Origin of the sequence: Arthrobacter crystallopoietes, assembly GCF_017603825.1 — a bacterium.
Classification (GTDB): Bacteria; Actinomycetota; Actinomycetes; order Actinomycetales; family Micrococcaceae; genus Crystallibacter; species Crystallibacter crystallopoietes_B.
Window position 1 is genome coordinate 1,394,436 of sequence record NZ_CP072014.1, and the last position, 13,923, is coordinate 1,408,358.

The 13,923-nt window shown below is 67.8% G+C and carries 12 protein-coding genes; 5 read left to right on the top strand and 7 right to left on the bottom strand.

The features are described 5' to 3' along the window. Positions 1-188: 188 nt before the first annotated feature. Both J5251_RS06465 and J5251_RS06470 read right to left on the bottom strand, forming a co-directional pair. On the bottom strand, positions 189-728 hold the full coding sequence (locus tag J5251_RS06465; protein WP_139004158.1) for an NUDIX hydrolase family protein: 540 nt from the start codon (positions 726-728) through the stop codon (positions 189-191). Positions 729-888: 160 nt separating this feature from the next. Next, on the bottom strand, positions 889-1,656 hold the full coding sequence (locus J5251_RS06470; protein ID WP_208575560.1) for a VOC family protein: 768 nt from the start codon (positions 1,654-1,656) through the stop codon (positions 889-891). Between the two features lie 71 nt (positions 1,657-1,727). Here J5251_RS06470 and J5251_RS06475 point away from each other — a divergent pair, with 71 nt between their 5' ends. Further along, positions 1,728-2,318, top strand: a complete 591-nt coding sequence (locus J5251_RS06475; protein ID WP_139004159.1) for a YdeI/OmpD-associated family protein — start codon at positions 1,728-1,730, stop codon at positions 2,316-2,318. Between the two features lie 20 nt (positions 2,319-2,338). Here the strand turns inward: J5251_RS06475 and J5251_RS06480 are convergent, their stop codons facing one another. From J5251_RS06480 to J5251_RS06495, 4 genes are all read right to left on the bottom strand, one after another. Next, positions 2,339-3,433 (bottom strand): ABC transporter ATP-binding protein, encoded by a 1,095-nt coding sequence (locus J5251_RS06480; protein WP_139004160.1) that lies wholly within the window; start codon positions 3,431-3,433, stop codon positions 2,339-2,341. Between the two features lie 22 nt (positions 3,434-3,455). After that, positions 3,456-4,892: an ABC transporter permease gene (locus J5251_RS06485; protein WP_208576067.1), complete on the bottom strand. Its 1,437-nt coding sequence runs from the start codon at positions 4,890-4,892 to the stop codon at positions 3,456-3,458. A 293-nt stretch (positions 4,893-5,185) separates the two neighbouring features. Then, entirely contained in the window at positions 5,186-6,241 is a 1,056-nt protein-coding gene (locus J5251_RS06490; RefSeq protein ID WP_139004161.1) for an iron ABC transporter substrate-binding protein, read from the bottom strand. Between the two features lie 163 nt (positions 6,242-6,404). Continuing rightward, positions 6,405-7,556, bottom strand: a complete 1,152-nt coding sequence (locus J5251_RS06495; protein ID WP_208575561.1) for a glycoside hydrolase family 76 protein — start codon at positions 7,554-7,556, stop codon at positions 6,405-6,407. A gap of 125 nt (positions 7,557-7,681) precedes the next feature. Here J5251_RS06495 and J5251_RS06500 point away from each other — a divergent pair, with 125 nt between their 5' ends. Together J5251_RS06500 and J5251_RS06505 are read left to right on the top strand one after the other, a co-directional pair. Next, positions 7,682-8,458, top strand: coding sequence for an SDR family NAD(P)-dependent oxidoreductase (locus J5251_RS06500; RefSeq protein WP_208575562.1), 777 nt, complete (start codon positions 7,682-7,684; stop codon positions 8,456-8,458). Between the two features lie 34 nt (positions 8,459-8,492). After that, positions 8,493-9,683: an acyl-CoA dehydrogenase family protein gene (locus J5251_RS06505; RefSeq protein ID WP_208576068.1), complete on the top strand. Its 1,191-nt coding sequence runs from the start codon at positions 8,493-8,495 to the stop codon at positions 9,681-9,683. A 5-nt stretch (positions 9,684-9,688) separates the two neighbouring features. Here J5251_RS06505 and J5251_RS06510 read toward each other — a convergent pair whose 3' ends face one another. Next, the gene (locus J5251_RS06510) at positions 9,689-10,507 is read right to left on the bottom strand and encodes a DUF1684 domain-containing protein (protein ID WP_208575563.1); all 819 of its coding nucleotides are present in this window, start codon (positions 10,505-10,507) and stop codon (positions 9,689-9,691) included. A 146-nt stretch (positions 10,508-10,653) separates the two neighbouring features. On the opposite strand from J5251_RS06510, the gene J5251_RS06515 reads away from it, so the two are divergent. Continuing rightward, positions 10,654-11,040, top strand: coding sequence for a VOC family protein (locus J5251_RS06515; protein ID WP_208575564.1), 387 nt, complete (start codon positions 10,654-10,656; stop codon positions 11,038-11,040). A gap of 28 nt (positions 11,041-11,068) precedes the next feature. Next, complete coding sequence (gene ppc, locus J5251_RS06520; RefSeq protein WP_208575565.1) at positions 11,069-13,858, top strand: phosphoenolpyruvate carboxylase; 2,790 nt, start codon at positions 11,069-11,071, stop codon at positions 13,856-13,858. Positions 13,859-13,923: the final 65 nt, after the last annotated feature.

Genomic DNA, 13,923 nt, shown 5'->3' on the forward strand with positions numbered 1-13,923 from the left:
TCAAACCTCAGTATATGAATTTGTTACCTCTCAAGCCGAAGTTGCGCCACGCCGGTAGCACGTGGCAGCAGCCGGCATGAAGCCGGACCTCCGCCGTCGTTATCAGGCCGGGCATGATGAGCGCACCCTGGCGGCACGCCTGCACTCCGGCCTGCGCTGAGCCGCCGTAGTGTGAGGGCTCCTGGCGGTCAGCGGCACCAGCCGGCATGGGCCAGCGCGTGGCGCAGCAGGTTGCCGCGTCCGCCGACGAACTCCGACTGGACCTCCGGGCTCAGGGCGTCGTCCGGCGTCATCCAAGTCAGTTCCAGTGCGTCCTGCCGGGGCTCGCACTCACCGGTGACGGGGATCAGGTAGGCCAGCGCGACGCAGTGCTGGCGGTCATCCGTCATCCCGGTTTCCGACGGGGAGGGGAAGTACTCGGCCACGGTAAAGGGCACGGGGGAGGCCGGCAGTTGCGGGAACGCCAGCGGCCCAAGATCCTTTTCCAGATGCCGGATGAGCGCGGCACGGATGGTCTCGCGGTACATCACCCGCCCCGAGACAAAGGTCCGCACCATCTGCCCCTCGTCCGAGGCCTGCAGCAGGAGCCCGACCTCGGTCACATAGCCGAGGGAGTCCAGCCGAACCGGAACAGCCTCCACATAGACCATGGGCAAACGCTGCCGGGCCTCGTAGAGATCCTCTTCGGAGAGCCAGCCTGGATACGGGTCGGGAGTGCGAACATTCATGTACTTGTTCTACCGCACGGCTGATGCGCCCGTCACGCGTGACCAGCCGGGAGGGCGCGGGTTTTCCGTAGAGCGTAAGCGCGGGGTGTGCGTCCCGGAACAATGAACGACGGCGGTGACCACTGGAGGCGGGGACAAGAGGGCAGGCAGGGAGCCCGGATCACAACTGGTGTACGGTTGCCTCGCGGATCCTGATGTTCCCGCCGCCCGCGCCGCTTGCACTGTCAGAGCCGTCAGGGTCCGGCACAAGGAGCACACGGCCGCCGGCGTCGTCCTCGGCCAGCCGCGACTGGAACCCGGCCGAGGCCAACCTGTCGCGCAGAACCTCGAGCCCGCCGTCGTACTCGAAACCGATGGCAATCCCGGCGGCAGCGCCTTGCTGCACCGTGATAATCCCGCCGTTCTTGGTGGCGAAGTCAACCCGGCCCACGTCTGTCAGCTCCCAGTCCGCCTGGCTGAACTCGGTCTGGCCGCCAGTCCGTGCCGGGGAGCGTCGGCGGGCACCGATAGCCGCGAGGACCTTGGCCGCCGTGGGCAGCTCGGTCGTGGTCCATACCGCGGCTACTGTCAGCGACGGATCGGCGTCATGCGGTTCGGCCCCCTCGTTGGCCCGGTCCACCAGGAACACGGTGCCCTCCGGCGACGTGACCTTCACGCTGCCGCCGTGGTCTGCGGAGAACGGCTCGGCCCGCGTCCCGGCTTCCTCCGTCCGGCGGCGGAATTCCTCCAGGTCCCGCGCCTCGAAGCCGAGCGAGGTGATGCCGTCGTCGGGCCCGGCGGGCATGGCGTGGACCGCGAGCCGCCCGTGGCCGGCGTCGAACTCCATCCAGGTCTCGTAGTCGGCGGTGACGGCGAGCCCTAGCGCGGTCAGCAGTTCCTTGTACTCGTGCATGCGGGACGTGTAGTGGACGGGGCGGACGCGCAGCATTTTTGTCTCCTCGGTAGCGGCCTCTTTCCAGAGTATGGCGTGGTGGCCGGTTGCGCGGCTAGTGTTTGCGCATGGCTGTCGAACTCCCCGAATTGCTGCTGCCCGATGCTGCCGCCTGGCGCACCTGGCTGGAGGAGCACCATCACAGCTCGCCCGGCGTGTGGCTGGTGCTGCACAAGAAGGGCGGAACCGTCACCACGCTCGACTATGCCGGCGCCCTCGAAGAAGCGCTGTGTTTCGGCTGGATCGACGGGCAGGCCAAGCGGCGCGACGCCGGGAGTTCCTTCCAGCGGTTCAGCCCCCGGGGCAAGCGCAGCATCTGGTCGCTGCGCAACGTGGCACGGATCGAGCAGCTGGAGGCGGCAGGAAAAATGCACGACGCCGGACGCGCGGCGGTCGCGGCGGCGCAGGCCGATGGGCGGTGGGACAAGGCCTATGCCGGACCCGCGACCGCGGAGGTACCCGAGGATCTCGCCGCAGCGATCGCTGCCGTGCCTCGGGCGCAGGCCATGTTCGACGTGCTGACCTCGCAGAACCGGTTCGCACTGATCTTCCGGCTCAGCCAGCTCAAGACCGAGGACGCCCGCCGCAAGAAGATCGCCGGCTTCGTGGAGATGCTGGCCCGGCACGAGGCACCGTACCCGCAGAAGAAGAAGCCGTAGCTTAGGGGTTCGGGAAAGACTCAGGCCGGGAAGGCCACGCCCTCGCCGATCACGCGCAGGAACAGTTCCGAGCCGGGCTTGGCCAGCGTCGCGTTCCAGTGGCGGATGGTGATGGTCTCCCCGCGTTGCCTGTTCCCCTTCGCATCCTGGGGCCCGTGAAGTTCCAGCCGCACCGTCACCTCCGGCCCAAAGAAGTCCGTCTCCAGCACGGTGCCGCGGATAGGGCCGCTGTCGGAGATGCGGATCTGCTCCGGGCGCAGCATCAGGTGCACCTTGCCTTGGCACGTGGGCCGGCGGACCGGGATGCCGCCGAGGGCGCAGGTGGCCAGGGAGCCCTGCAGTTCCGCGTTGAGGATGACCGCATCGCCGAGGAACTCTGCTGTCTCCCGGTCAGCGGGCCGGGTGTAAACCACAAAGGGGTTGCCGATCTGGGCCAGCATGCCGCGGCGCATCACCGCCACCTGGTCCGCGAAGGAGAGCGCCTCCGCTTGGTCGTGAGTGACCAGGATGGTGGTTACCCCGGCTGCCGCGAGGGTACGGGCCACCGCCTTGCGGGTGGCTACCCGGAGGCCGGCGTCTAGCGCGCTGAACGGTTCATCCAGCAGCATCAGTTCCGGCTCGCGGGCCAGCGCCCGCGCCAGGGCGACGCGCTGCTGCTGGCCGCCGGAGAGCTCGTCGGGCCGGCGTCCGGCGTGTCCGGGCTCCAGCGAGACCATGGCCAGCAGCTCGGCGACCCGGCCCTCCACCGCCGCCCGGGAGCCGAACCGCTTCTTCTCCAGCCCGAAAGCGATATTCCGGCCCACGCTCAGGTGCGGGAAGAGCGCCCCGTCCTGGGCCACATAGCCCACGTTCCGCCGGTGCGCCGGAACCAGTCGGCCGCCGTTGGCCACCGCGTCGCCGTCGAGCGTAATGCAGCCGGAGTCAGGCGCCTCGAAACCGGCAATCAGCCGCAGCAGGGTGGTCTTGCCGCTGCCCGAGGGGCCCACGATCGCCGTCGTAATTCCTCTCTGCACGGACAGGCTGACACCGCGGAGCACGGACGTATCGCCGAAGGACTTGGTGACGGCGTCGACGACCAGGTGGCTTTCCGGCGCCGGAATGTCCGCGGGGCTCACAAGCAGGGTCCTTCCACAACGTTCATTGCCCGGCCGCCTTCTGCGACTGGGTGTAGAGCAGGTAGGTCATCGGCAGCGAGAGCAGGATCAGGATCAGCGCGTACGGAGCGGCGCCGGTGTAATCGATCTCCGAACTCAGCGCCCAGAATCGTGTGGCCAGCGTGTTCACACCCGTGGGCGCGAGCAGCAGGGTAGCGGTCAGCTCGTTGGCAATGCCCAGGAAAACCAGGGCCGCCCCGCCGGCGGCAGCGGGCGCGGTCAGGCGCAGGGTCACCCGCAGGAACGCCCTGAACGGCGAAATGCCCAGCGACCGCGCGGCCTCTTCGAGCTCCAGCGGCGCCTGCGCCAGCCCGGCGCGCAGGTTCACCAGCGCCCGCGGCAGGAACAACAGCACGTAGGCGGCGATGACCAGCGGCGCCGTTTGGTACAGCGGCCGCGCGAAGTTGATCGCCACGGTGATGAACGCCAGCGCCACCACAATGCCGGGCAGCGCGGACGTGATGTAGTTGGTGCTCTCCAGCAGCTTGGTGAACCAGCCCGGGTACCGCACGGCGAGCCACGCCACGGGGAAGGCCAGCACCACGGTCAGCAGGGCGCCGGCCAAGCCGAAACCGAGGGTCTGCAGCAGCGTCTCGCCGATCACCGGCAGGTCCCAGACTTCGGCTCCGCCGGCCAGCAGCCAGCGCAGGATGTTGCCCAGCGGCACCCCGAGCGCCAGCACCGCCAGGGCCAGCACACCGGCGACGGCGGCAAGCCGGTAGCGTCCGAGCGGCAGGGCTGGTGGGCGGCTGGCTACCCCGGAGCCCAAACGGGCGTACCGGGCGTTGCCGCGCAGGCGGGATTCGGCCAGCAGCATCAGCAGGCAGATGAAGACCAGCACGCTGGCGAGCATGTTGGCCGCCGAGCCGTTGAAAGTGGACTGGTACTGCTCCATGATTGCGGTGGTGAAGGTGGCGAACCGGATCATCGAAAACGCGCCGAATTCGGCCAGCAGGTGCAGCCCCACCAGCAGGGCGCCGCCGGTGATCGGCAGCCAGAGCTGAGGCAGGACCACGCGGAAAAAGCTGCGCCAGCGTCCCAGCCCGAGCGACGCCGCGGACTGCTCGAGCGCGGGATCCATCCGGCGCAGGGCAGCGGCCGCTGGAATGTAGACCAGCGGGTAGTAGGAGAGCACCGAAATCAGTGTGCCGCCGCCGATCCCGCCCAGCGACGGAATGGTGCTGACCCAGGCGTAGCTGTTGACGAACGCGGGAACAGCCAGCGGCGCGGCGAGCACGAGGGACCAGAACCTCGCGCCGGGCAGCTGCGTCCGCTCCACCAGCCAGGCCGCCGCAATGCCGATCAGGATGCACAGCGGAACCGCAGCCAGCACGAGTGCCACGGTGTTGAATAGCAGCTCGCCCACGCGCGGCCGGAAGATGAGCTCCGCCGCCGTCTCCCAGCCGGTGGCCACCGTCATCACGATGACGAAGCCCAGCGGCACCAGGGTCGCCAGCGAAATTACGACGGCGGCAGCTACCGTTCCGTACGGCCGGCGCGCAGCGCTGCGCTTACGCCGGAGTGTACTCCGAACCGGAGGGGGCGGGCCGGGCAGCTTGGGGCCGGACGGAAGGCCGTCGGGCGAAGCAAGGCCGGTAAGGGGAGCCGCCGGAACGATGCGGGATGAAGCAGCGCCCGACGGCGCACCGGTAGCCGGGACCGCAGGGCCCCGGCTACCGGTGCGCGTTCGTGGATGAACCGACATGGGCAGTGCTACAGCAGGCCGGCATCCGTCATGAGCTCGACAACCTTCTGGCTGTTCAGCTTGGCGGCATCAACGGAGGGAGCGTCGAGCTCCTCGAGGGGAATGAGCCCTTCGCGCGGAGTGACGTCCTTGCCTACCGGGTACTCGTAGTCGCTGCCAGCGGCCAGAGACTCCTGGCCCTGCTTGGACGTGATGAATTCAAGGAATTGCATTGCCTCTTCCGGGTGCTGGGAGGACTTCAGGACGCCGCCGCCGGAGACGCTGACGAAGGCACCGGGATCCTGGTTTTTGAAGTAATGCGGGGCGACGTTGCCGGAGTTCTCCGCGGTCTCTGCCTGGTCCGCCGTGTAGTAGTAGTGGTAGATGACGGCGCCGTCGACCTCTCCGGTATTGACGGCCTTCATGGCAGCGCCGTTCTTCGGGTAGGCCTTGGCATTCTCCTTCATGGCCTTGAGCCATTCGGCGGTGGCTTCTTCGCCCTCGAGCTCCAGCATGGCGGAGACGATGGCCTGGAAGTCCGCTCCGCCCGGAGCCGCTCCCCACTTTCCGGCCCACTTCTCATCGGCCAGATCCATGATCGACGCCGGCAGGTCGGCTTCCTTCACGGCGTCCTTGTTGTACACAAAGACTGTGGACCGGGCCGCTACGCCTGACCATTTGTTCGACGACGGCCGGTACTGTTCCGGCACGTTGTCCTGCACGGTGGGGGAGATGTCGGCGAAGAGTCCGGCGTTTTCCACCTGCGTCATGGCTGGTGAATTCTCGGTGATGAAGACATCGGCAGGGGAGGCATCCCCCTCGGCGATGATCTGGTTGCTCATCTCGGTGTCCTTGCCCTGGCGGACGTTGACCTTGATGCCGGTCTCGGCCTCGAACGCGTCCACCCAAGCCTGGGTCATGGATTCGTGCTGGGCGTTGTAAACGGTTATTTCACCGGTTGCTGCTGCGGCGGCGGTGGATCCTTCGGGTGCCGGCGACTCGGAGCCGGAGCCGCAGGCGGACAGGGTCAGTGCAGCGGCGGCGACGATGGCGGCTGCGGAAAGCTGCGGAAATCGGATCTTCATGGAGAACCTTTCAAGAAAATGAGGACGGGCGCGGTCCCCACCGCATTGCCCGATAACTAAGGTAAGGCTTAGCTCACCTGTGCTCAGCCATTGTGGCAGAAGCCAAACGAAATAAGCAACGGCCACGTAACTTATTGTCGAAAGGTGACAACGACCCGGTTGGTCAGGCGACGGAAGCGGCGGCTTCGAGCGTCATCCAGGCCTGCAGTTGGGTGGAAAGCTGCACGCGCTCGCCCGGGGGATAAGTGGTCTTGGCCGGCAGGGCCGGATCCTTGGAAAACACCAGCACTTCCCACGTGCGGTGGTTCTCCAGCCGGCGTCCGGACCAGAACGCAGCGGCGGTGTTGGCTACCAGCATCCGGGCCTGCTCCCGGGCATCCGCGGGCAGCCGTTCCGAGCTGGCCGCAACCGCCATGTAGCGCGCCAGGATCCCGGTGAACAGTCCGCCGTCCCCGTCGCCGTGGGTGCGCAGCACGGGCAGGCCGTCATGGTCGGTGGTGAGCCCGGCGGCCACCGCCTTGATCAGGTCCGCGGCACGCTGCACGTCCGCGTCCCGGCCAACCTCCAACAGCGCTGCCAGCACCGGGCCTTGGTTGTAGCTGTAAATGTCCGGCACCAGCACCGGCTCTCCGTCCACAAGGCGCAGCCCGTCCTGGTACAGCCCGGAAACGCCGTCGTAAAGCTTGTCATCCAGCCAGTCCAGCAGGGCCGCCGCGCGGTCCGTCTGGCCGATGCGGGCAAAGTGGAGGGCGGCCGGGGCCGTCGCCGGGGTGTTCTTGAAATCGCGCTTGGTGTTCCAGAACAGCCCGCCGCCCAGGTCCGCTGTGTGGGCTGATTCCAGCGCCGGCAGCAAGGCGCGGGCAGCGGCCCGGTTGCGGAACCGCGGCTTGTCCGCCGTGGCGGCCAGCGTGTCCAGTCGGCCGACCGCCAGCGCCAGCCAGGCCATGTCGTCATAGTAGGAGTTGGTGTACCGGAAGCAGTTGCGCCACTTGATGCTGCGCAGCAGGCGCGCCCCGAGCTCGCCGGCGCTGGCGCCGAACCCGCCGTCGAAATGCTGCTGGCGTTCCAGCTCACGCCGGCCCGCATCCACAAGGCAGTCCAGATAGTGCGCCTGCCACCAGTAGTGCCACGGCCCGACCAGCGGCAGGTAGCTCTGCCTGGGCCTGGCCACGGCCCCCAGATGGGTGAACGGGAGGCCCAGCAGATGCTGGCCGAAGTGCCGAATGACAGCGGCGGCGGCCTCGTCCGCCCGGCCCGCGGCGAATTTGGCCGGGGGCGGGTGCTCGCCGGGAAGCTTGCTGGACTCTGCGACCATCTGACCAGCGTAGCTGTCCCGGTCCGAGGATTCACGAAGGCGTTTTGCCCAGTGGACAGCCGCCGAATGCGCTGTGCGCCGGACCACACTAGGCTGGCGGAAAGGATTCATTTCAGGAGGATGACGTGGAAATTGCCAATTCCGTTGCGCTGGTGACCGGAGGTGCGTCCGGTCTGGGGGCTGCCACGGCCCGCCGCTTGTACGACGCCGGTGCCTCCGTGGTGCTGGTTGACCTCCCGGAATCCGCGGGGTCCGAGTACGCGGCGGAACTGGGGGAGCGGGCGGTCTTCGCGCCGGCCGATGTGACCAGCGAAGAAGACGTGCAGGCGGCGGTTGATGCGGCCGTTGCGCTCGGCCCGCTGCGCGTCGTCGTCAATTGCGCCGGAGTTGCCACCCCGGGCAAGGTGCTGGGACGCGGCGGCGTGCTGCCGCTGGAGAACTTCAGCAAGGTAGTCCAGATCAACCTCATCGGCACCTTCAACGTGATCCGTCTGGCGGCCGCCGCCATGGCCGAGACGGAACCGGTCAGCACGGAACTGGGCGGGCCCGAGCGCGGCGTCATCATCAACACTGCGTCCGTGGCTGCCTTCGACGGGCAGGTCGGCCAGCCCGCGTACGCCGCTTCCAAGGGAGGCGTGGCTGCTATGACGCTGCCCATCGCCCGCGAACTGGCGCGCTCGCTGATCCGTGTGGTTACCATTGCCCCGGGCATCTTCGAGACGCCGATGATGGCCGGACTGCCGCAGGAGGCGCAGGATTCGCTCGGGCAGCAGGTGCCGCATCCGTCCCGGCTGGGCCGCCCCGGCGAATACGCCAACCTCGCCGCGCACATCATCGACAACGCCATGCTCAACGGGGAGGTCATCCGGCTGGACGGCGCCATCCGGATGGCGCCGCGCTAATGCCGGCACGGAGAATATCGTGAACAATGTGAACATGGCGGACCTGCCGCGGCCGGACTTCTACGGGTTCGAGTCCCTGCTCAGCGACCGGGAGCGGCTGAAGCTGGCCCAGCTGCGCGAGTTCCTCGCCGCCGAGGTGGAACCGCATGCGGTGGACTGGTGGAACCGCGGCCGCTTTCCGGTGGAGCTGCTGCCGGGGCTGGCCGGGCTGGAGCTGAGCACGCCGGTCCAGCAGGGCTACAGCCACCTCTTCGCCGGGTTGGTGATCGCCGAAATGACCCGGGCGGATACGTCCATCGCCACCTTCTTCATGGTCCACCACGACCTGTTTGTGCAGGCGCTGTACGAGTTCGGCAGTGCGGAGCAGAAGGCACGCCTGCTCGAGGACGCTCTGGCGCTGCGCATCACCGGCGCCTTCGCGCTGACCGAACCAGAGCACGGTTCCGACGTCGCCGGCGGCATGGCAACCACGGCGCGCCGCGAGGGTGGAGACTGGATCCTCAACGGGGCCAAGCGCTGGATCGGCAACGGCACGTTCTGCGACTACATGCTGGTCTGGGCACGGGACGAAGACACCAACCAGGTGCGCGGGTTCATAGTGGACTCGAAACTGGAGGGGTTCCGGGCGGAGCGGATCGGCAACAAGATCTCCCTGCGCACGGTGCAGAACGCGGACATCATCCTGGACAACGTCCGCGTTGCGGAAGCGGACCGGTTCGCCGGGATCAGCAGCTTCGACGACACCAAACACCTGCTGCGGGGGTCGCGCATCATGGTGGGCTGGCAGGCGGTCGGCCAGCAGCTCGCTGCCTACGAGGTGGCCCGGAGGTACACGCTGGAACGCGAGCAGTTCGGCCGCCCGATCGCCGGCTTCCAGCTGATCCAGGACCAGCTGGTGCGGATGCTCGGCAATGCCACGGCGTCACTGGGCCTGCTGGCACGGGTCGCCCAGCTGCAGGAGGAGGGCCACACCGGCCCGCGGGGCACCAGGCACAGCGGCGCCGACATGGCGCAGGCCGCGCTCGCCAAGTCCTACACGTCGGCGCGGATGCGCGAAACCGTCTCGCTGGGCCGGTCCATTCTGGGCGGCAACGGGATCGTGACCGATTATCTGATGGCCAAGATCTTTTCCGACGCCGAAGCGATCTACACGTACGAGGGTTCGTACGAGATCAACAGCCTGATTGTTGGCCGGGCGGTGACAGGGATTTCCGCCATCGCCTGAGCCGGTCAGGCCGGCAGTTTCTCCCCGGCGGTGACTGCGAGGGGAAGCCGGTTCCCTGCCACCGGCGCCGGGCACACCGCGTACTCGGTGAAGGCAAACGGGTAGTTCTGCGCGCGGTTGAAATCCAGCAGTACCGTTCCGTCCAGCGCAGGCGGCGGCACGTCGAGGAAGCGCCATGCTGCCGTACCTAGTCCATTGGTCGCGTCGTGGAAGGTCACCCGCAGCGCGCCGGTGCCCGGTTCGAATTCGGCACGCAGCCGGTAGCGTGAGCCTTGGCGGTTGAAGGTGATCTCGCCGGCCAGCACCGCGGTCAGCGAGGTATCGCTGCGGGCCGTGGAGATCCGCGCGACCTGGGGCGAGTCGTAGGCAAGATAGCTGCCCTTGATGATCCAGCCCGGATCGAAGTCGAAGACCGGCACGCCGCTGAAATTCTGCTGTGCCGGGGTGGAGGCAGCGCGTGTGCGGATCAGATAGTGGCCGTCCCGCCTGGCCAGTTCCACCGCAATCACTTCAGGGCCGCCGCACCAGCGCACCCACATTTTCTGGCCACGCTCGGCCACCGCCTGGGTGAGGGTCCCGTGGACCGGTGTGCCGCCGTCGTGCATCACAAAGCCATCCGAGGCGCCGGCGTTCAAAGCCGCCATCGCTCGGTCGGCGCTCCAAAGTCCGGGGACAAGGTCGACGGCGGCCGGTTCGGTGGCGAGCCGCTGGAACGAGGTGAGGGTCAGGAGCCCGAAACCCTCGGCCAAGGCGTCGTTGCGCTTTCTGTGCCAGGCACCGAACTCGGCTTCGGCCGTAGTGATCTCGTTTTCCAGGCTGGTCATTGCGCTCCTTGGGGCCGACTGAGGCTGTCACCGCCCACCCGGGGCTGTATCAGCACAGTCTGCCCCGGGGCCTGCCGCAAGACAAGCCGTACCGGGACGCCAGGGGGGAGGTTTCCGGAGGCAGTGCCGGGCGCTAGCCTAGGTCCATGATCACTTCCGTGCACACGCTGATCTACTCCGATGATCCGACGGCTACCCGGGCGTTCCTGCGCGACGTACTGCAGTGGCCCGCGGTTCCCGACGCCGGCTCGGGCGAGGACTGGCTGATTTTCAAGACCGGTCCGAGCGAGCTGGGTGTGCATCCGACCCGCGGCGTCTGGGAAGGCGAGGAGTTTTCCGCCCCGCGGCACCACCAGATCGCCCTGATGTGCGACGATCTGGCGGCCACCAGGTCCGAACTGGAAAGCCGCGGCGCGGGCTTCAGCTCAGAATCAACGGACATGGGCTTCGGCACGGGCGCGATGCTGCAGGTGCCCGGCGCCGACGACATCCTGCTGTACCAGCCCTCGCACGCGTCTGCGTTCAATCTGTAGGGCCAGCTGATGGCACAGGAGGATTTTGATGCCTGAAGGGGATCTCGATGCCAGGCTGCGCGCGGATGTCCGGCGAGTCAGCACGCTGCTGGGCCAATCGCTGGTGCGCCAGCACGGCCCGGAGCTGTTGGAGCTGGTGGAGCAGGTACGGCTGCTAACCAAGGAGTCCAAGGAGGCGGCCCGCGGGGGCGGGGAAGCCAGCGGGCCGTGGACGGCGCGTGACGTCGCGGACCAGGTGCGCGAACTACTGGCGGGACTGCCCATCCGCCAGGCGACGCAGCTGGTGCGGGCCTTCACCTTCTACTTCCATCTGGCCAATGCCGCCGAGCAGGTCCACCGCGTCCGGACCCTGCAGACCCGCCCGGAACAGGACGGCTGGTTGGCCAAGGCCGTAGCGGACGTCGCCGCGAAAGCAGGTCCCGCAGTGCTGCAGGAGGCCGTGGACGCGCTGGATGTGCGGCCGGTCTTCACCGCACATCCCACCGAGGCATCGCGCCGTTCGGTGCTGGATAAGCTGCGCAAGCTCTCCGATGTGCTGGCGGTGCGGACTGCCGAGGACAGCGTGGCCAGACGGCGGCAGGACCGCATGCTGGCGGAAATCATCGACCAGATGTGGCAGACGGACGAGCTGCGGCAAGTGCGGCCCAGTCCGGTGGACGAGGCCCGCAACGCCCTCTACTACCTCGACAACATTTTCCGCGGCGCGGTGCCGGAGCTGCTGGCCGAACTGGCGGAGCTGCTGGACGGCCACGGCGCGGTCCTGCCCGCCGAGCGCTCGCCGCTGCGGTTCGGCAGCTGGATCGGCGGCGACCGGGACGGCAACCCGAACGTCACCGCAGACGTGACCAGGGAGATCCTCGCCCTGCAGAACCAGCACGCCGTGCGGATCGGGATCGAGCAGGTGGACGAGCTGATTTCAGTGCTGTCCAACTCCACAGCGCTCGCCGAAGCGGAGCCGGAGCTGTTGGATTCCATTCAGCAGGACCTGGAAAAGCTGCCCGGGCTGGATAAACGCGTGCTCGTGCTGAACGCGCAGGAGCCGTACCGCCTCAAACTGACCTGCATCAAGGCCAAATTGATGAACACCTCCGCCCGTGTCCGAAACGGCACCGCCCACCAGCCCGGGCGGGACTACGCCTCCGCAACGCAGGTGCTGGACGAGCTGGGGCTGCTGGAACGATCGCTGCGCGCCCACGGGTCCTCACTGGCCGCGGATGGAGCGCTGGCCGGGGTGCGCCGGATCATGTCCGCCGTCGGCCTGAACCTGGCCACGCTGGATGTCCGCGAGCATGCCGAGCGGCACCACGCCGTTGTTGGTGTGTTGATGGACCGGCTGGGCGAACTGTCCGGGCCGTACGCAGACCTGGAGAGGGCGGAACGCCAGGCGGTGCTGTCGAAGGAGCTCGCTTCCCGCCGGCCGCTGGCGCCGGTGCCGGCTCCGCTGGCGGGCGAGGAAGCCAAGACGTACGCAGTGTTCGGCGAAATCCAGCGGGCATTGGAGACTTACGGTTCGAACGTGGTGGAAACCTACATCGTGTCCATGACGCGCGGACCGGATGACGTGCTCGCCGCCGCGGTCCTGGCGCGGGAAGCCGGCCTGCTGCGGCTGCACGGCGAGGACGCGTTTGCGCGCGTCGGCTTCGCGCCGCTGCTGGAAACCGTGGAGGAGCTGCGCCGGTCCGGGCGGATTCTGGACGGGCTGCTGGCGGATCCGCAGTACCGCGGGATTGTCCGGCTCCGCGGCGACGTGCAGGAAGTCATGCTCGGGTACTCGGATTCGAACAAGGAATCCGGTGTGCTGACCAGCCTCTGGGAAATCCACCAGACCCAGCGGGTCCTGCGCGACGTTGCCGCCAAACATGGGGTGCGGCTGCGGCTCTTCCATGGCCGCGGCGGCTCCGTTGGGCGCGGCGGCGGACCTACCTACGACGCCATCCTGGCCCAGCCGAACGGCGTGCTGGAAGGCGAAATCAAGTTTACCGAGCAGGGCGAAGTCATTTCGGACAAGTACTCGCTGCAGACGCTGGCACGGGAGAACCTGGAATTGTCGCTGGCGGCTGTGCTGGAAGGCTCTGCGCTGCACCGCGAACCGCGTACCTCCGCCGGCGAGCGCCATCGCTACGGCCAAGTGATGGAAACCGTCTCGGATGCGTCCTTCCGCTGCTATCGCGGGCTCATCGAGGATCCGGACCTGCCGGAGTACTTCTTCACCTCGACGCCGGTGGAGCAGTTGGGCTCGCTGAAGATCGGCTCACGTCCTTCCATGCGCCCGGATTCAGGTGCCGGTCTGGAAGGGCTGCGCGCCATCCCGTGGGTTTTCGGCTGGACCCAGTCGCGGCAGATCGTGCCCGGCTGGTACGGCGTCGGTTCCGGGCTGAAGGCGGCGCGCGAAGCCGGCCACGGGGAGGTGCTTCAGGAGATGGCGGACCGGTGGCACTTTTTCCAGACCGTGGTCTCCAACGTGGAGATGACCTTGGTCAAGACGGATCTGGAGATCGCCGCGCACTATGTGGCCACGCTGGTGCCGGAGCGGCTGCAGCACCTGTTCGAGAGGATCCGCGAAGAGTTCGAGCTCACGGTGGCCGAGGTTCGGCGCCTCACCGGCGAAGTGCGCCTGCTGGACAACCAGCCGGTGCTTAAGAAGTCGTTGGAGGTGCGGGACCAGTATCTGGATCCGATCTCCTACATGCAGGTGGAGCTGCTGCGCAGGCTGCGCGCGAACGGGACCTCGGGCGGCGGCGCGCCGGATGAGAGCCTGCAGCGGGCCATGCTGATCACGGTCAACGGCGTCGCGGCAGGCCTGCGCAACACCGGCTGAGCCTGCCCGGGCGTCGCTTCCGGCCAGCGGAATCCGATTGTTGCCACGGCCACGCTGCTGGTCCA